Source organism: uncultured Martelella sp. (genome assembly GCF_963677965.2).
In the GTDB taxonomy this organism is placed as follows: Bacteria; Pseudomonadota; Alphaproteobacteria; order Rhizobiales; family Rhizobiaceae; genus Martelella; species Martelella mangrovi.
On sequence record NZ_CAXXFM010000001.1, the window covers coordinates 1,465,903 to 1,482,645 of the forward strand.

General features: G+C 57.4%; 16 protein-coding genes. 4 read left to right on the forward strand and 12 right to left on the reverse strand.

All coding sequences use genetic code 11. The features are described from left to right. The 3 genes from ACHZCU_RS06940 to ACHZCU_RS06950 all read right to left on the reverse strand — a co-directional run bounded on the left by ACHZCU_RS06940 (position 1) and on the right by ACHZCU_RS06950 (position 3,047). The gene (locus ACHZCU_RS06940; RefSeq protein WP_319518189.1) at positions 1-1,572 is read right to left on the reverse strand and encodes an NADH-quinone oxidoreductase subunit NuoF; all 1,572 of its coding nucleotides are present in this window, start codon (positions 1,570-1,572) and stop codon (positions 1-3) included. Continuing rightward, complete coding sequence (locus ACHZCU_RS06945) at positions 1,569-2,048, reverse strand: formate dehydrogenase subunit gamma (RefSeq protein WP_319518190.1); 480 nt, start codon at positions 2,046-2,048, stop codon at positions 1,569-1,571. Before ACHZCU_RS06945 ends, ACHZCU_RS06940 begins: the two co-directional genes overlap by 4 nt. 117 nt (positions 2,049-2,165) lie before the next feature. Beyond that, the gene (locus ACHZCU_RS06950) at positions 2,166-3,047 is read right to left on the reverse strand and encodes a LysR family transcriptional regulator (RefSeq protein ID WP_319518191.1); all 882 of its coding nucleotides are present in this window, start codon (positions 3,045-3,047) and stop codon (positions 2,166-2,168) included. A 196-nt stretch (positions 3,048-3,243) separates the two neighbouring features. Here ACHZCU_RS06950 and ACHZCU_RS06955 point away from each other — a divergent pair, with 196 nt between their 5' ends. Beyond that, the gene (locus tag ACHZCU_RS06955; RefSeq protein WP_319518192.1) at positions 3,244-3,588 is read left to right on the forward strand and encodes a hypothetical protein; all 345 of its coding nucleotides are present in this window, start codon (positions 3,244-3,246) and stop codon (positions 3,586-3,588) included. Positions 3,589-3,661: 73 nt separating this feature from the next. Here the strand turns inward: ACHZCU_RS06955 and ACHZCU_RS06960 are convergent, their stop codons facing one another. From ACHZCU_RS06960 to ACHZCU_RS06990, 7 genes are all read right to left on the reverse strand, one after another. Continuing rightward, positions 3,662-5,344, reverse strand: coding sequence for an OFA family MFS transporter (locus tag ACHZCU_RS06960; protein ID WP_319518193.1), 1,683 nt, complete (start codon positions 5,342-5,344; stop codon positions 3,662-3,664). Between the two features lie 627 nt (positions 5,345-5,971). Further along, the gene (locus ACHZCU_RS06965; protein WP_319518194.1) at positions 5,972-7,252 is read right to left on the reverse strand and encodes a TRAP transporter large permease; all 1,281 of its coding nucleotides are present in this window, start codon (positions 7,250-7,252) and stop codon (positions 5,972-5,974) included. Further along, positions 7,252-7,752, reverse strand: coding sequence for a TRAP transporter small permease (locus ACHZCU_RS06970; RefSeq protein ID WP_319518195.1), 501 nt, complete (start codon positions 7,750-7,752; stop codon positions 7,252-7,254). Before ACHZCU_RS06970 ends, ACHZCU_RS06965 begins: the two co-directional genes overlap by 1 nt. A 71-nt stretch (positions 7,753-7,823) precedes the next feature. Beyond that, complete coding sequence (locus tag ACHZCU_RS06975; protein WP_319518196.1) at positions 7,824-8,756, reverse strand: dihydrodipicolinate synthase family protein; 933 nt, start codon at positions 8,754-8,756, stop codon at positions 7,824-7,826. Then, entirely contained in the window at positions 8,749-9,756 is a 1,008-nt protein-coding gene (locus tag ACHZCU_RS06980; RefSeq protein WP_319518197.1) for a phosphoglycerate dehydrogenase, read from the reverse strand. The genes ACHZCU_RS06975 and ACHZCU_RS06980 overlap by 8 nt, the downstream gene beginning before the upstream one ends. Next, a complete protein-coding gene (locus ACHZCU_RS06985; protein ID WP_319518198.1) occupies positions 9,749-10,669 on the reverse strand; it encodes a ribokinase in 921 nt (306 codons plus the stop codon). Before ACHZCU_RS06985 ends, ACHZCU_RS06980 begins: the two co-directional genes overlap by 8 nt. Before the next feature lie 30 nt (positions 10,670-10,699). After that, positions 10,700-11,467 (reverse strand): SDR family oxidoreductase, encoded by a 768-nt coding sequence (locus tag ACHZCU_RS06990; RefSeq protein WP_319518199.1) that lies wholly within the window; start codon positions 11,465-11,467, stop codon positions 10,700-10,702. A gap of 54 nt (positions 11,468-11,521) precedes the next feature. Between ACHZCU_RS06990 and ACHZCU_RS06995 the strand changes: the two genes are divergently transcribed. Beyond that, entirely contained in the window at positions 11,522-11,662 is a 141-nt protein-coding gene (locus ACHZCU_RS06995; protein ID WP_319518200.1) for a hypothetical protein, read from the forward strand. On the opposite strand, the gene ACHZCU_RS07000 is transcribed toward ACHZCU_RS06995, so the two are convergent. Continuing rightward, positions 11,647-12,666: a TRAP transporter substrate-binding protein gene (locus tag ACHZCU_RS07000; protein WP_319518201.1), complete on the reverse strand. Its 1,020-nt coding sequence runs from the start codon at positions 12,664-12,666 to the stop codon at positions 11,647-11,649. The genes ACHZCU_RS06995 and ACHZCU_RS07000 overlap by 16 nt on opposite strands. A 392-nt stretch (positions 12,667-13,058) precedes the next feature. Between ACHZCU_RS07000 and ACHZCU_RS07005 the strand changes: the two genes are divergently transcribed. Beyond that, positions 13,059-13,772 (forward strand): GntR family transcriptional regulator, encoded by a 714-nt coding sequence (locus tag ACHZCU_RS07005; RefSeq protein ID WP_319518202.1) that lies wholly within the window; start codon positions 13,059-13,061, stop codon positions 13,770-13,772. Between the two features lie 427 nt (positions 13,773-14,199). Here the strand turns inward: ACHZCU_RS07005 and ACHZCU_RS07010 are convergent, their stop codons facing one another. Further along, positions 14,200-15,243, reverse strand: a complete 1,044-nt coding sequence (locus tag ACHZCU_RS07010) for a sn-glycerol-3-phosphate ABC transporter ATP-binding protein UgpC (protein ID WP_319518203.1) — start codon at positions 15,241-15,243, stop codon at positions 14,200-14,202. A 127-nt stretch (positions 15,244-15,370) separates the two neighbouring features. Here ACHZCU_RS07010 and ACHZCU_RS07015 point away from each other — a divergent pair, with 127 nt between their 5' ends. Then, entirely contained in the window at positions 15,371-16,675 is a 1,305-nt protein-coding gene (locus ACHZCU_RS07015) for an extracellular solute-binding protein (RefSeq protein WP_319518204.1), read from the forward strand. Positions 16,676-16,743 lie beyond the last annotated feature (68 nt).

Sequence of the window (16,743 nt, forward strand, 5' to 3'; positions counted from 1 at the left end):
CTACTCCGCTGCTTCTGCCGGTTGGGTCTGTGACTGAGGTCGCGGCCCGAAATCCTCAGGGAAATGGCTGAGCGCGCTTGAAACCGGATAAGGCGTGAAACCGCCCAGCGCGCAGAGCGAACCAAGCCGCATCGTGTTGCACAGGTCGTCCAGAAGCGCCTTTTGCTCAGCAACCCCGGCACCGGCGGCGATCTTGTCGATCACCTCAGCGCCGCGCACCGCGCCGATGCGACAGGGCGTGCACTTGCCGCAGCTTTCCAGCGCGCAGAATTCAAAGGCGAAGCGCGCCTGTTTCATCATGTCGGCCGTATCGTCGAAGACGACGATGCCGGCATGGCCGATCAGCCCGTTATTGGCGGTGAAGGCTTCATAATCGAAGGGGATATCGAAGTGGCTCGTCGGAAAATAGGCGCCGAGCGGGCCGCCCACCTGCACGGCCTTCACCGGCCGGCCGCTCGCCGTGCCGCCGCCAATATCGTAGATCAGTTCATTGAGCGTGATCCCGAAGGCGGTTTCGAACAGCCCGCCATGCTTGATGTTGCCGGCAAGCTGTATCGGCATGGTGCCGCGCGATTTGCCGATGCCGAAATCACGATAATAATCCGCGCCGCGATCGAGGATCAGCGGGATGGAGGCCAGCGACAGCACATTGTTGACCACGGTCGGACAGCCAAATAGGCCCTGAAGCGCGGGAACCGGCGGCTTGGCGCGCACAACGCCGCGCTTGCCCTCGAGGCTGTTAAGCATGGAGGTTTCCTCGCCACACACATAGGCCCCGGCGCCGACGCGCATTTCCATATCGAAAGCATGCCCGGAGCCCAGCACCGACGGCCCCAGAATGCCCTCGCGGCGCGCGACTTCAATCGCCTTGCGCATGGTTGCAATCGCATGCGGATATTCCGAGCGGGTGTAGATATAGCCTTTGGTCGCGCCCGTTGCGAGGCCCGCAATCGCCATGCCCTCGATCAGAACGAAGGGATCGCCTTCCATGATCATCCGGTCGGCAAAGGTGCCGCTGTCGCCTTCATCGGCATTGCAGACGACATATTTCTGTGCGCCTGCCGCCTTGCGCACCGTGTCCCATTTGATGCCGGTGGGAAAACCCGCACCACCGCGACCGCGAAGGCCGCTGTCGGTGACGGTCTGGACGATATCCGCGCTTTCCATGGCGACTGCGTTTTCCAGACCGCGCAGCCCCTTGTAATGGCGGTAGTCAGCGACGGATAACGGGTCCGTCACGCCGCAACGGGCAAAGGTCAGGCGCGTCTGCTTCTTCAGGAACGGCAGGTCACGCGTCTTGCCAAGGAAAAGCGGATGCTCCGCGCCTTCCAGAAAGCCCGCATCGAACAGGCTTTCGACATCGGATGGTTTGACCGGGCCATAGGCAATGCGGCCATGGTCGGTGCGCACTTCAACCATCGGCTCCAGCCAGTGCAGGCCGCGCGAGCCATTGCGCACGATCTCGGCATCCAGCCCACGCGCAGCGAGCATTTCGGCAATCGCCGATGCCACCCTGTCGGCGCCAACGGCGACGGCTGCGGCATCGCAAGGAATGAAAATGACAGGTTTCATTGTCCGGCCTCCGCAACGACATCCTTCAGCGTCGCCTCATCAAGCCGGCCATAGATCGCATCATCCAGCATTGCCGCCGGCGCGCAGGAACACAGGCCCAGACAGTAGACGGGTTCGAGCGTCAGCCTGCCGTCCGCCGTTGTCTCGTGCCAGTCGAGGCCAAGGGCGGCGCGCAGACCATCGGCCAGCGCCTCCCCGCCCATGGACTGGCAGGCCTCGGCGCGACAGATCTTCAGGACATGGTGACCGGCGGGTTCGCGGCGAAAATCGTGGTAAAAGCTCATCACGCCATGCACTTCGGCGCGGCTGAGGTTCAGCTTTTCAGCGACAAGCCGCAACGCGGTTTCCGGCACATAGCCGAATTCCACCTGTATATCGTGCAGGATCGGCAGCAGCGGCGCTTCGCGCTGCAGATGATCTTCGATAATTGCGGCTGTGCGTGCGGAAACCGCCTCCCTTTGCACATTCACGTTCATCAAGTCGCTCCTCCACAGAACCAGACTTGAAAAATGTCATATCGACCGGTGGTTGATCAATGCCGCAGTTCCGTCAGTCAATGGCATTTACTTATAGATGACTTTAATAATCATGTTTTATACTTGCGCCAGATGACGCACCTGCCGCAAAAAGGCCGAGATCAACGGCGCGTAGGGCTCGCGGTGCGTGGCGACGAGACCGATCTGCGAACCGGCCACGGGATCGATGATCGGTATGGTTTTCAGGGTCTCGTTTGCAAGCGTCGTTGCCAGGCTCTCCGGCATGACGGTCGACCACAGCCCGGTCTGCACATGGGCAAACAGGGTGACGATGGAATCCGATTCAAGCGTCGGCGCGACATCGGCGGAGACCTGCGTGAGAATACCGTCGAGAATGCGCCGGTTCTGCATGTCCTTCGTCAAAAGACAGAGCGGCAGGCGGCTGACATCGTTCCATGTGATCCGCCTGGCGTCGCCGAGATGGGTATCAACATGCGTCACCAGACAATAGGTCTCCCGGTAGAGCGGGATCTGCGTGACCTTTCCCACCGGTTCGTTTTCGAGATAGGTGATGCCGACGTCAATCTCGAGATTTTCCAGAAGCGAGAGAATTTCGGCGGATGAGCGCGACAGCACGGAGACGGTGACGCCGGGATTGCTCGCCACAAACGGCGCCGTGAGTGCGGGAACATAGGATAGCGCGGTGGGTATGCTCGCCACCTTCAGATGACCGCTCAAGCCATCGCGAATGGTCTTCAGCTCCTGCTGCATGGTGCGGGCGTCGGCAACCAGCCGCCGCGCCCATTCCAGCACCCGCTGGCCTTCGGCCGTCAGCCCCTGATAGCGCGAGCCGCGCAGCACCAGAAGAACGCCCAGCTGCTCCTCAAGCTGCTTGATCGATGCCGAAAGCGCCGGCTGCGAAACCCCGCAGGCTTCCGCCGCGTGCCCGAAATGCTGCTCACGCGCCAGGGTTATGAACATTTCCAGTTTTTCGATCATGCTTATTCCATCCGGGACGGCCGTTTCTCGCGCTCATTCTAGAGCAATTCCAGGTGAAGTGGAGACCGGTTTTGCCTTCGGCGCCGCGTCAAAACAGGGTCCGGTCATCCCCCCTCAAGGCTTTCTTCAAGACTTGATTGCAATCAATGGCGGAATGCAGCCCGCGGTTACACTATCGCGAACAAGGGAGGTTGAAATGTCTGTCAAATTGTTCAAATGGCTGGCTCCGGCTGTTGCCGGTCTGGCCATCATCGCCCTGCCGGCGCATGTCGATGCCTATTCGGGCGAGGTTTACGCCGTCTGCCATCTCGACCCGCAGGGCGACAATTATCTGTCGTTGCGCAGTTGCGGCTCCTCCAAGTGCAACGAGATTGCCCGCCTCGGTCCCGGCACCTTCGTCCTGACCCTCGAACCTTACGACACGCGCGGCTGGCGCGAGGTCATGGTCATGCGTTCGCTGTCGGAAGCCGACAACCCGAGCGGCCCGATGGGCTGGGTCTACGGCAAGTATATCTGTCATGTGGACCTGACCGGCGGCTGAACCGCTCCGGCGGAACCCGCTGAAACCCCGGCGGCAACGCTCTGCCGCCGCCGGGGCCGGACCGGGAACCGGCTCACATATGGTGCTTCTCATGCACCGGCTTGACCAGCACATTGGCGATCAGCGCGATGACCAGCAACGCGGCCATGGCATACATGGTCGTGTTGTAGAGGCTCGGCGTCGGATCGACGGTGCCCGCCGGCGCGATTTCCATCAGTTGCGCGATGGTGACCGTCTTGGCGGCGATCAGCTGGTCGAGTTGATCGATGCCGGCGCCGAATTTCTCGGCAAACGCCGCCGGATCGACCTTCGACGCCAGATCGTGGAGCGCGCTGTTCAGCGACATGTTGCGCAGGCCGGTGATTGCCAGCGGACCGAGAACGCCCGCCGTGCTCCACGCCGTCAGCAGCCGTCCGTGGATGCCGCCGACGAATTTGGTGCCGAAGATATCCGCCAGATAGGCCGGGATGGTGGCAAAACCGCCGCCATACATGGTGAAGATGATCATCGTCGCGGCATAGAACATCACCAGCCACAACACTGCCGGGTTGATGCTGACCTGATGCGCGGCGAACGGGATCGACAGGTAGAGGATCGTGCCGAGGACGAAGAAGCAGTAATAGGTGTTCTTGCGTCCGATATAGTCCGACATCGAGGCCCAGAAGAACCGGCCGAGCATGTTGAACACCGAAATCATGAACACATAGGTCGCCGCAAAGGCGGAATTGACGATCAGCGGCAGCGTCGTGCCGAAAATCTCCGTCATCATCGTCTTGGCCACGCCGATCACGCCGATGCCGGCGGTCACGTTGAAGCAGAGAATGATCCACAACAGATAGAATTGCGGCGTCTTGAGCGCCTGATCGATGTGAACATGGTTCTGGGTGATCATCTTGCGCGAGGCGGCATCCGCCGTCGGCGGCGTCCAGCCCTCCGGCTTCCAGCCCTCCTGCGGCACCCGGTAGGAGAAGGCCGCAATCATGATGACGACGAAATAGACGATGCCGAGCGTGAAGAACGTCCCTTCCGCGCCAGTATTGCCGGTGCCCACGACGTAGACGCCGGGATCAATGGCGATGGGCGCTTCGGCCGCCTGCCGGACGGTGGCCACCACCACTTCGACAAGCTGGCCATTGACCTCGGCCATGCGCTTGCCGCCCTCGATGACGATGTTGACGGCATCCTGCGGCCCGAGAAACTGCGGCGCCTTGTAATAGAGCCCGAGAAGGAATTCCTGGATCGGCGTGGCGATCATCGCGCCGCCGCCAAAACCCATGATCGCAAGGCCGGTCGCCATGCCGCGCCGGTCGGGAAACCACCGGATCAACGTCGAGACCGGCGAGACATAGCCAAGCCCGAGCCCACAGCCGCCAATGGCACCGTAGCCGAGATAAAGCAGCCAGAGCTGGTGGGTCATGATGCCGAGCCCGCCGATGATCAGCCCGCCGCCCCAGCAGAACGCGGCGACAACGCCGACCATGCGCGGGCCGACTTCCTCCAGCCATTTGCCCGCAAAGGCGGCCGACAGCCCGAGAAACACGATCGCCACGGAGAAAATCCAGACGACGGAGGACAGGCTCCAGTCGCCCGGCGCCGGCGCAACCACGCCGAACTGCTTGACCAGCGGCGGGTTGAAGATACTCCAGGCATAGACGGAGCCTATGCACAGGTGGATGGCGATGGATGCCGGCGGAACCTTCCAGCGGTTGAAACCGTCTCTTGCGACGATATGTTCCTTCTTCAGCTTGTCAAACATGCGTCGTTCCCTCCCAAGAACGCCTGTCGCCCACACCCGCCTGATCGGCCGGTCGCCGGGGCGCAGTTCGGTTTCTCCGAGACCGATAAAGCGTCAACACGCCTCAGGCTGGCAGAAAATCTGCACAGCCCCCAGTTGAGCACACCTCGGAGGGTCGGCATTCTACGCCTGTTCGACCTTAAGTAAATAAAACGTTTGACTGATGATCTGCGCGCGTCCCGAGAGCCCAGCAGGTATCTCTGGTGCAAGTCCTGCTCTGGCTAGAGCCCTTCAGTTTTATATGGAAACAGTTCTGTTTGCCCAAACCGGTCATTCCAAGCGAAGAAGCCCGCGCGGCATAGCCATAGCTATGGCGAAGGGCTTCGACAAAGTGGGGGGCCGGTTTGGGCAAACCCTGAAGGGCTCTAAAGGCACGATATCCGAAGACTTTTCGTCTCGACTATGTGTTCGGCCACGATGAAGTCTCTCCGGGACGAAAGGGCGACCTTGGTGCGGCCTATGGCCTGCTAGATGTGAGTTTTCAGAGACTTATCCTGCCGATCAGCGTCGTAGCCCGCACTCTGTTCGGCGTCACGGGATGCAGTTCAGCTGGGATTCGTCTTGTAGAAATTTCAACTCTTCTGGAGGTCAACCTCCGACGACCGAAGGCAGCCACAACGTAAGTTGCGGCCAATAGGTGATTACCATCAGGCCAAGAAGAAGCAGAGACAAGGGCACCATCAGTCCCTGAACAATCTTCACAACGCTAAGCCCGGTCAATCCGCTAGCGATGTAGAGATTGGAACCGACAGGTGGGGTGATGAAACCGATGGCAAGGTTCACAGTCATGATCAGTCCGAAATGAACCGGATCGACCTGATACTGCGTGATCAAAGGTAGTAGTATTGGAGTGAGGACAATGATCGCCGCAATGGTTTCCATGACCATACCGACAATCAACAGCATTACATTGATCAGCAACAGCAGAACAAGCTTATCAGAGACGTTGCCTCCAATCAGTTCGCCGATCATGGAGGGAACCCCGAGCAGATTGAGCGTGCGCCCTATGGCCGCGCCGGTTCCAGCGAGGATGAGGATCGGCGCAATCGTCAGGGCTGTTCCGGCAACTGTCTTGACCACACCGTAGGGCGTCAGCTCCCGGAAAATGACCATCGACACGAATGCGCTGTACGCAACGGCGATTGCAGCGGCTTCGGTGGGCGTAAAAACACCCGAATAGATTCCTCCAAGCACAATTACCGGTGCCAGCAGTGCCCAGAAGCTTTCCCGCACTGCCTGCAGCTTTGAGACCTTGCCCGCAGCGGTCTGGATAGTTTCCTTGTTCCGGGTCCCGTACCAGAATGCATATGCCATCAGTAGCAGGCCGATTAGCAATGCGGGGAAAACGCCGCCGATAAAGAGAGCGCTCACCGACACATTGGCGGACATGCCATAAATGATCATGGGAATGCTCGGCGGAACGATAACGCCAAGGGTACCCGCTGTCGTTACCAGTACGGTCGCAAAGCGAAGATCATAGCCTTGTTTTGTGAGAAGCGGGATCGCCATGGCCCCGATTGCGGCGACCGTCGCTGGCGATGAACCGGAGATCGCACCGAACAGCATGCAGGCCAGCACTGTCGCGATCGCCAGACCGCCGTTCAAACGACCAAGGATAGCATCAGCAAAGCTGAACAGGCGACTCGCCAGGCCGCCCTTGGTCATCAGGTCGCCCGCCATCATGAAAAGCGGAACCGCAAGAAAAGGAAACGAGTCAATCGCGGTTACGATCGTTCGAACGGTTTGCCCCGTGTTCACAGGTGCACCAAACCAGCCGGGAATGATCGCGCCAAAGCCCAAGGCGATTGCAACCGGAACCGTAAGAAGAAGAAGAACGAAAAATGAGATGATAGAAAGCGCTGGATACATCATATGTCTCCCTGTTCGTTCAGTTCAATACGGGGAGAGACGAAGTCCATCACCAGAGCCTGGATTGTGCGCAAAAGCGTCAGACTGAAACCCACAGGAATAGCCGCATAGACCATCCACATGGGGATGCCGAGTGCCGGAGAGGTCTGCCCGATCGCCTGCAGACGTTCAATCAGTGGAATGCTTGCCGAGATCATTATGAAGCTGAATGCCAGAACACCGATATGCGCGATGACAGCGAAAATACGATAGCTTCTCTCGCCAAAAATAAGCGGCAAAAAATCAACGCTGATGTGCTTTCTTTCACGCACAGCCAGACTAACGCCGATGATGGCCGCCCAGACAAGCACATAACGCGCCAGTTCCTCCGACCAGACGAAGGGCGAGCGCAGGAAATACCTCATGATAACCTGGGCAAACAGAACCGTTGCCATGACCAGAAGCGCAATGGTCAGCAGGATGCGCTCGAAATACCGTTCAAGATAACGCAGGGCCTTCATGCATTCCTCCCGATGTATCCATGAATACCAACGGGCACAGTCAACCTGTCCGTGCCCGCCACATTCTTACTTCAGCTCAGTCGAGCGATCTTTTCACGAAACTGACGCGTTCCAGTCTCAATATGGGCGAGAAGCGCTTCGACCGCCCAGAACCGTTCCGTGATGTCAAAGTCGACCGCTCGGCTGTCGATTCCCTCAAACGTGCCAAGACGCTTGTGATAAAGTTTTGCAAGCTTCGGGTAGCCCATCGGTTCGGCCATTGCGGCAAGAGCCAGAAATACCGCAAGTTCGTTCGCGAGATCCGGATATTTCTCGCCTTCGGTGAGAAGCCACTTGTAGAGATCGGGATGAATGTTGGTGAATACGCCCGTAAAGCCTTTTGAGCCGGAAAGCATGGCCGCATGCGCGATAGCAGCATTTGCATTTACAACGGCAAGAGACGTCTTCTCTGTGAGCTTGACCCGCCGCTGAACCGTTTCGAGATCGCAAGACACATCTTTGAGGATCGAGAAGCGGCCCGATCGTGCGCAAAACATCAACTCGTCGTCGCTCAGCAGTCGCCTGTAGGGTGCCGGGCATTCATAGAGTCCAAGCGGCAGCGTTTCCGGCAACCTCTCCAGCAACCAACCGAGGTCATCAAGGAAGGCCGATCCACCTTTCCGAGCAGCATCGAGACGGTTGGTGACGAGAACAATACCATCGACCCCGGTCTCGGCGATTGCGCTGAGTTCATGCGCCTGCTCGTCGAGCGTGTCACTGACATGGCCGGAAGCGACCACGGGCAAGCGACCATCGACGGTGCTGACTACAAACTTCGCCAGCTCAACTCTCTCTTCGAGATTGAGGAAAAGCATCTCGCTCGACTGGCAGACGGCAAACAGCGCATCACATCCGTTGGCGATATACCACTCGATCAAGCGTGACAGTCCGGCGTAATCGATCTTCCCGTCCCCGCCGAACGGGGTAATCATGACAGGAATAATACCTTCGATCCGCTTATGCATTGCTTTCGCCTTTCAATATGCCGGGGTTGACCACGTAGGGCCTTATGGCCTCGTGATCGCCGGCCAGATAATTGAGAATGTTTGATACGCAGCGCTCCGTCACCAACCGTTCTGCCATCTTGTCCATGCCAGATACGTGCGGCGATAGAATTACATTGGGGAATGAGCGAAGCTTCGACCCCTCGGGCAGCGGTTCCGTTTCGAAAACATCCAACCCCACACCGCCGAGGCGTTTTTCTTCCAGCGCACTCACGAGAGCCGTCTCATCGATCAGCGGTCCACGCGAGGTGTTGACCAAAATGGCGGTCGGCTTGACCAGGGCAAGCAGTCTGGCATTCACCATATGACGGGTCTCGGGCGTAGAAGGGGCATGAACCGAGATCAGGTCGGCCTGCGAAAACAGGGTCTCCAGGCTTTCCGCCCGTTCAGCGCCAAGAGCCGCAATTTGCTCATCAGTAGCGAACGGATCGTAAACGAGGGTCAGCATCTGGCTAGCAACACAGCGCCGCGCCATTGCGCCGCCGATGCGACCAAGCCCAACAATACCGGCTGCTCGTCCCCAAAGGCCCGGGTGAAAACCATCAAAGAACCATTTGCCGGACTTGACCATTTCGTCACGTGGCACAATCTGGCATGCGAGCGTCAGCGCCATTGCGTGGGCATACTCCGCCACACTCTCATGATTGGCACCGAACGCCATGGCGACAGGGATGCCGGCCCCAGTCGCCGCTGCGACATCTACCTTATCGTATCCGACGCCCCAGCGGGCGATAATGCGAAGTGACGGCGCCGCGCTCAGCACTCGCGCAGTATAAGGCTCGCCGCCGGCAATCGTCGCGACAACGCCATCCTGCAACTTGTCGATGAGCTCGTTCTCGCTCGGCAGTCTGAATGTCTCGTTGACCTCGACCTCAAAACCGGCCTGTTCGAGTGGAGCAAACAGCAGATCGCCGTTTTTGAACTGTTCTGTATTGACGAGAATTTTTCTACTTTCAGCCATGTTCTTTCCAAACATTCTGGTGGGATATTGATAATCCTTGGATCAAGTCAGTCTCCGCCGCTTTTGGCAGGCTGGTCTGGCTACCCGCGCGCGTGCAGCAGATGGATGCAGCAAGGCTTGCCCGCTCAACGGCTGCCTTCAGTGGCATGCCCCTATCGAGAGCTGCGGCAAAAACGCCGATGAAGCAGTCACCGGCCGCTGTCGTATCCACCGGTGAAATGGGGCGTGCCGGAACAAAGTGAGTTTCACCATCATCACAAAACTCTGCTCCTTCGCCGCCGAGCGTACGAATGACGACGCTTCCGAGCGCGCCGGACAACCCACGGGCCGTTGGATCAACTCCAAGCATCGCGGCAAGGCTCTCAGCCTCATCTTCATTGACCACGAGGATATCGGCAGCAAGCAAAGCATCACGCCCTATCTCACCCGCCGGCGCCAGGTTCACGATGCTGCGGGCGCCGAGATGCCTACAGCGTTCCAGCAGGGCTTCAACTTGCAGAATAGGTGTCTCAAGCTGCATCGCGACGCCTGAGGCACGCTTAAGTATCTCGTCAGAGATCAGCGCCTGATCGGCTAAGGCGTTTGCGCCAGCTGACAAGATGATCCGGTTGTCGCCCTGCGCGTCCACCATAATCGCGGCATTGCCGGTCCTTTCATCCACTCTAGCAATCCCGGCCATATCGATGCCGAAGGCTTTGAGGTTCTGTAGCGCGACTTCGGCAAGCGGATCTCGCCCGACTGCTCCCGCCATGAAAACAACCGCACCGTCCAATGCCGCAGCCACCGCCTGGTTGGCTCCCTTGCCGCCGGCCTGAAGAGAAAAGTGCTGAGAGGAAATGGTCTGCCCCGCCTCAGGGATAGCCCTGACGCGATAAATCAAATCCGCGTTCAAGGATCCAAAATTGACAATCATTCTGCGATCTCCCGTCGCGACTTGCTACGCCTACATGCCGCTGAGCAAACCACCATCGACATAGATCACCTGTCCATTCATGAAGCTCGAGGCGCCGGACGCCAAAAAGACGGCAACGCCCTTCAGTTCATCGAGCTCTCCCCAACGTCCAGCCGGCGTTCGGGAGCAAACCCATTCGTTGAACTCACGGTTCTCATAAAGATCGGTATTAAGCTCAGTGCGGAAATACCCCGGACCGATACCATTGATCTGAATGTTGTGGCCTGCCAGCTCACAGCACATGCCCTTGGTCAGCATGCGTACCGCACCCTTCGCAGTGGTGTATGGCACTATGCTCGGACGACCGACTTCACTCGCCAGAGAGCAGATATTGATTATCTTCCCACTTTTGCGTGGCACCATGCGGGCGGCGACCTCGCGACCGACGAAGAAGACGGCATTCAGGTTCGTTTCCATGACATCACGCCAGATCTCCTCAGAGATCTCGGTGAAGGGAGCTCTGCGCTGAATGCCTGCATTGTTGACGGCAATGTCGACAGGACCGATTTCATTTTCGACCTTCGCGATTCCAGCCGACACCGATTGCGGGTCGGTCACATCGAAGGGCATGACATGAATGGAATACCCCTTGTCGCTGAGCCTGGACTGGGCTTCGAGCAGGCTTTCCTGCTTTCGTCCGTTGATGACAACGGTAGCGCCTGCATCTGCAAAGGCCTCTGCAATTGCAAATCCGATACCGCGGCTGGAGCCGCTGATAAAAGCAACCTTACCGCTGAGATCGAACATTTCCTTGATCACTTTTTCCCTCCCTTGTTCGAAGTCTGCTCTATACGGGCAGATCGTCGAGACGCGATGACCAAAGAAGCCCGAGCGAAGACGGCCCTTGGAACTTTCGGCCTCAAGATCATTGAATTAATCGGTAACGATCAACAGCAGGATGCGCGCTCGAAGCGCGCATCCAGGGCATTAATGACGGATCAGTTGTTGGACTGAGCCTGGTCGATAGCATTGAGCAGGCCATCCACGATATCATCGCCGACATCCTCACGGATCTGGTCGATCATTGGAGCTGTGCGCTCCTGGAACTCGGCAAGCGCTTCAGGCGTAAGCTCGATTATTTCCATATATTCGGCCAATTCGGCACGCTGTTTCGACAGCGCGTCATTCTGTGCGGCCCACTGGTGCTCGATGGCGTCGTCAAGGACACCGTCAACGACCTCCTGCAGATCGGCGGGAAGCGTCTGATACCACGCATTGTCCATGAGGATCAGGTTTGCGAGAAGAATGTGGTTCGTTTCGGTCAGATAGTCCTGAACCTCGTAGAACTTGCCCGACAGAATATTGAGGTAAGGGTTTTCCTGACCGTCGACGACACCCTGCTGCAATGCACCGTAGAGCTCTGTATATGCAATCGGCGTTGGCGCGGCACCAAGCAGGCTCCACATCTCGATGTGGTAAGGGTTTTCCTGCACACGAATTCGAAGCTTTGCTGCTTCAATATCTTCGACGCTGCGAACCGGAACGCTTGACGTGGTTAACTGGCGAAAGCCGATATTAAAGAACCCGGCAAGACGGAAGCCGCTTGGTTCCATATATTGTTTCAGGCCCTCTGAGAAGTCGCTATTCAGAAGCACTTCCTGCTGCATTACAGGGTCTGCCGGGAAGACATATGGGATATCGAAAACGGCGAGCTGCTTCACGAACGGCACCAATGGCGAAGTGCTCATAGTGGTCAGCTGGACATCTCCAAGGGCAATACTCTCGGCAACTTCACGGTCGCCACCAAGGGCACCGCCGCCAAACAGCTTGGCGTTGATACGGCCGTCACTGCGTTCGGTGATTTCCTTTTCCATATACTCGAACGCCTGATAGATAGGACTGTCGGGATCAGTCACCTGCATCGACAGGATCATGTCGTAGTCCGCCGCATGCGCAGCAGGAATCTGGAGCATCGCCACTAGCGCACTACCGGCAGCAGTCATCAATAGTCTGTTCATAAAAAGCCTCCCTTAAAACAGAACCTGCGGCAATTGGCCTGACTCTCAACGCCCCCACGGCCGGACAAACCTCTTCCCGCATTAGCCGCATTGCGCGACACCAACCGCACCCAGCCCCTCTCATTGGGCTGCTACGTGCACGAGATGAAACCTGCGCTCGACCTTCCGATCAGCGCCGCCCATAGAGTTGGTTTTCAATGCATATGGCCATCTGACATGTTAGTCAACGGTCAGCATGCAATCAGATGATTTTTCATCAAATCGGTTAACCCTCGCTTGACAAGTAGCAGTTCACCCCGCCAAACCGGATGTTACGCCAAATGACATCCATCTAACATGTTAAGCTGCATAATGCGGCTACACGCAGCTACACGAGAGCAGGACACGTTCATATGACAGACAATGCCGGTCAGTCAGCCCAAACCGAGCATGCCTCTGCACGCCCCGAGCAAATGATGCGCGACAAGGCATATGACCGCATCGAGACACTCCTCAACTCCGGCGAATTAAAGCCGGGACAGCTCGTTTCGCAGCGTGAGCTGGTAACTTTGACGGGGACCACTTTAGGCTCTGTACGCGAAGCGATTGCACGTTTTCAGACCGAGGGCCTGCTGGTGGCGCTCCCCAAACGCGGACTGATGGTACCGAGCATGGACGTTCAGTTTGTGCGTGAGGCTTATGAGTTGAGGAAAGTTCTCGAGCTTGCTGCCGTTGAAGCGGCAATGCAGTATCTGCCTCAAGACCTGATCGCAGACTGGATCCGAGAGTTCGAAACCGCGCGGGACGTTGCGCCGGGACAGGACCAGCGCCAAGCCGACGAAATTCAGCGGCTGGACTGGGAGATGCACAATGCACTGATCGGAGCGATGCAGAATCAGCTGGCGCTGAATGTCTACCGGGTGAACTCGATTAAGATCCGGATGGCAGTTCAATACCGCCTTCGCGTGACGCCGTTTAACGCAGAACGAATAGGCCGGGAGCATCTGGCATTTTTGGTTCCGATGCGCGATGGACATATCGAGAATGCAAAGCGAGCGCTGGAGCGTCACATAGAAAACTCACTGACACTCGCTCTCGGCGGTACGGTGCCGTCCGACACCGAATAGGCCGACAATAGGCTCGCACTTGTACGCGTTGAGGTGTCTCGATATGCTGCACCGCCCGTCACCGTGGCTTGCGCGGCATTTGGCTGTCAGTCGGCGCGGCACTGTCCACTCTTTAACTATTTCAGAGACCTATCGTGCCGATCGGCACCGTGAATTTCTGAGACCCGGACTGCGCTCGCTTCCAATTTGATTTTCTCGAAAAAGTACAGCCCGGGATACATATCGAAGAGTAGATCCGGGATCTGCTTGCCGATTCATTTGTGCGGACAATATTGAAATATTCAAGGCTTGGTCACGCCCTACAAAAACTTCCGTCTGACCGCGTGCGCGGGTCCATAGTCACGTAGCGAACCACCGAAGTCACTGCAACCATCGTCGTTGCGGGAACCTTGAAAGCCCGTTCGGGCCTGCAAACCAACGCTGTCATTCATTCGGCCTTGGACGTGTCGTGACTCCGCGGCTGTTGCCAGTCAGCCATTTTTTGACCATTTTCGTCAAAGCGGTGGACTTTCTCGCGCGCTGCCTGGACAACGATCTCCGTACCTGTGGCAAAATCAACATCACCACCGGTCCGCAGGTTCAGCCGTCCGGCGGTTTCAGTTTCGACAGTCATGAAGGTGTCGCTGCCCAGATATTCAGCCGACACGATCCGCCCCTTCCAGCCGTCGCCTGTTTGGCTGGCGCCGAGATGTTCGGGTCTGATGCCGATCGTATGTGCTTCATAAGCCTGCGCTGCCGGTCCCGTAATGATATTCATTTGCGGAGAACCGATGAAGGTTGCCACAAACAGATTGACGGGATTGCGGTAGAGTTCCAGCGGGTGGCCAATCTGCTCTATATGACCCGCATTCAGTACAACGACCTTGTCAGCCATTGTCATGGCTTCGGTCTGATCATGCGTGACATAAATCGTCGTGGTTTTCAGCCGCTGTTGCAGCTCGCGGATTTCCGAGCGCATCTGCACGCGCAGCTTGGCGTCCAGATTGGAGAGCGGCTCGTCGAACAGAAAGACCTTGGGTGCACGCACGATTGAGCGGCCCATGGCAACGCGCTGACGCTGCCCGCCTGACAGTGCCGCCGGCTTGCGATCAAGCAAATGCTCCAGATTGAGGATCGATGCCGCTGCTTTTACGCACTCTTCGATGTAGTGCCGGTCACGTCCTTGCAGCTTGAGGGAAAAGCCCATATTGGTGGCGACATCCATATGCGGATAAAGCGCATAATCCTGGAAAACCATCGCAATATCGCGGTCGCGCGGCGCAAGCTCGTTGACGGTTTTTCCATCGATGCGAATTTCGCCGGATGTTGTATCCTCCAGCCCCGCAATCATCCGCAACATGGTGGATTTTCCGCAACCTGACGGCCCAATCAGGATGACGAATTCGCCATCATCAATTTCGAATGAAGCTCCGTGAATAACTTCCAGAGAGCCGAATTGTTTATATAAATCAATTATATCTACCTTCGCCATAGCTTCCTCCCAGATTGTTGCTTGACATAAAACAAAGGTGATTTAATCTAATTCATGACGTATTTTAAGTATTTTGCCAACCCGGCAACCGGAAAATCGTCAGAACAGTTTTTTGGGAGGAAAACACATGAAAAAGAAACGTCTTCAGAGCTTGATCCTTGCGTCCACCATGCTGATGGGCGCGACCACCGCCATGGCGGCCGGCGACATTATTACCGGCGACAGCGTTGGACCCGCCGATGCAGAAAACACGCTGGTTTTCCGCATGACGACAGACGGGCCGCGCAACAATGACCCCGAGCTTGCGGCGGGCTATTCCGATCTCTACCGAAAGTTCATCGCCAATCATCCCGGCTGGAAGATGGAGCTGCAGATGATGTCCGGCGACATCAACCAGGAACAGGCCCGCATTCTTGAACAGGCACAGTCCGGAAATGCGCCGGATTGCGCGGCGGTGGATTCCTTCGTGCTATCCAGGTTCAAGGAAGCCGGTGTTCTCAAATCGTTTTCGCCTTATTTCAGTGCGGAAGAGATCAGCCAGCTTTTCCCGTTTGTGCGTGAAGGAGTAACAGGCGAGGATGGTGATATTTATGCCTGGTGGTGGTCGACGGATCTCCGCGTCCTCTATCGCAACAAGTCAGTCATTCCCGATGCGCCTCAGACTTGGGAGGAAACAAAGCAGGCGGCACTTGATTCGCAGGAGGAGGTAATGGAAGGCATTCTCTTCAACGGTGCTCGTTATGAAGGGACGACCTTCGATTGGCTGGCGAATTTCTGGGCGCAGCGTGGCACACTCGTCGACGAAAATGGCAAACCCAGTTTTGCCGAAGGCGACAACCGTCAGAAATTCATCGACGCGGTCAACTACTATCGCGATCTGGTGGAAAGCGGCGCCGCGCCGAAGCGGGTCGCCAGTATCGGCAATTACGATGACTTCAACGCCGCCGCGGCCGCAGGCACCACTGCACTCTTTGTGGGCGGAAATTGGCAATTACAGCAATTGCGCAATACGCTTGACCCCGAAACATTTGAAAACTGGACGTTTTCCCGCCTTCCAGGGCCAACAGCCGACCAGCGCGCGACGGGAACAGGTGGCTGGACTGTTGCATCTTTCAGCGACGATCCGGCAAAGGTCGAAATGTGTGCAGCTCTTGCCCGCGAAGTCTACATGGGCCCGGCGAATGCACTGCAGGAACAGCTGCCGACGCGCGCGGACCTCTATTCAGAATACGACGTCTTCTCCACGCCTACGAACAAGGCTTTCGCAGAGGCGCTGGAAACCGGCCATGCCAGACCCGGCGTTCCGGTTTATCCGGAAATCTCCAACCAGATCCAGATCATGTTCGGCAAGGTGCTGACGGGTTCGCAGGAGACCGAAGCGGCCATCGATGAGGCCTTCAAAGCATCGATGGACGCCTACAACCGGCTCTGACGCCGGCCTGTAACTTCCGGTCGCCGCCGCGCGGGTTAACACTTTGCCTGCGCGGCATCTCAAGCGGA

Bases quoted from the DNA above. Each gene is read 5' to 3' on its own strand.
- ACHZCU_RS06980 (WP_319518197.1), bottom strand. From the start codon at position 9,756: ATGGCTGAAAGTAGAAAAATTCTCGTCAATACAGAACAGTTCAAAAAC.
- ACHZCU_RS07015 (WP_319518204.1), top strand. From the start codon at position 15,371: ATGAAAAAGAAACGTCTTCAGAGCTTGATCCTTGCGTCCACCATGCTG.
- ACHZCU_RS06945 (WP_319518190.1), bottom strand. From the start codon at position 2,048: ATGAACGTGAATGTGCAAAGGGAGGCGGTTTCCGCACGCACAGCCGCA.
- ACHZCU_RS06965 (WP_319518194.1), bottom strand. From the start codon at position 7,252: ATGTATCCAGCGCTTTCTATCATCTCATTTTTCGTTCTTCTTCTTCTT.
- ACHZCU_RS06975 (WP_319518196.1), bottom strand. From the start codon at position 8,756: ATGCATAAGCGGATCGAAGGTATTATTCCTGTCATGATTACCCCGTTC.
- ACHZCU_RS07010 (WP_319518203.1), bottom strand. From the start codon at position 15,243: ATGGCGAAGGTAGATATAATTGATTTATATAAACAATTCGGCTCTCTG.
- ACHZCU_RS07005 (WP_319518202.1), top strand. From the start codon at position 13,059: ATGACAGACAATGCCGGTCAGTCAGCCCAAACCGAGCATGCCTCTGCA.
- ACHZCU_RS06960 (WP_319518193.1), bottom strand. From the start codon at position 5,344: ATGTTTGACAAGCTGAAGAAGGAACATATCGTCGCAAGAGACGGTTTC.
- ACHZCU_RS06955 (WP_319518192.1), top strand. From the start codon at position 3,244: ATGTCTGTCAAATTGTTCAAATGGCTGGCTCCGGCTGTTGCCGGTCTG.
- ACHZCU_RS06940 (WP_319518189.1), bottom strand. From the start codon at position 1,572: ATGAAACCTGTCATTTTCATTCCTTGCGATGCCGCAGCCGTCGCCGTT.
- ACHZCU_RS06970 (WP_319518195.1), bottom strand. From the start codon at position 7,752: ATGAAGGCCCTGCGTTATCTTGAACGGTATTTCGAGCGCATCCTGCTG.
- ACHZCU_RS06950 (WP_319518191.1), bottom strand. From the start codon at position 3,047: ATGATCGAAAAACTGGAAATGTTCATAACCCTGGCGCGTGAGCAGCAT.
- ACHZCU_RS06985 (WP_319518198.1), bottom strand. From the start codon at position 10,669: ATGATTGTCAATTTTGGATCCTTGAACGCGGATTTGATTTATCGCGTC.
- ACHZCU_RS06995 (WP_319518200.1), top strand. From the start codon at position 11,522: ATGACCAAAGAAGCCCGAGCGAAGACGGCCCTTGGAACTTTCGGCCTC.
- ACHZCU_RS07000 (WP_319518201.1), bottom strand. From the start codon at position 12,666: ATGAACAGACTATTGATGACTGCTGCCGGTAGTGCGCTAGTGGCGATG.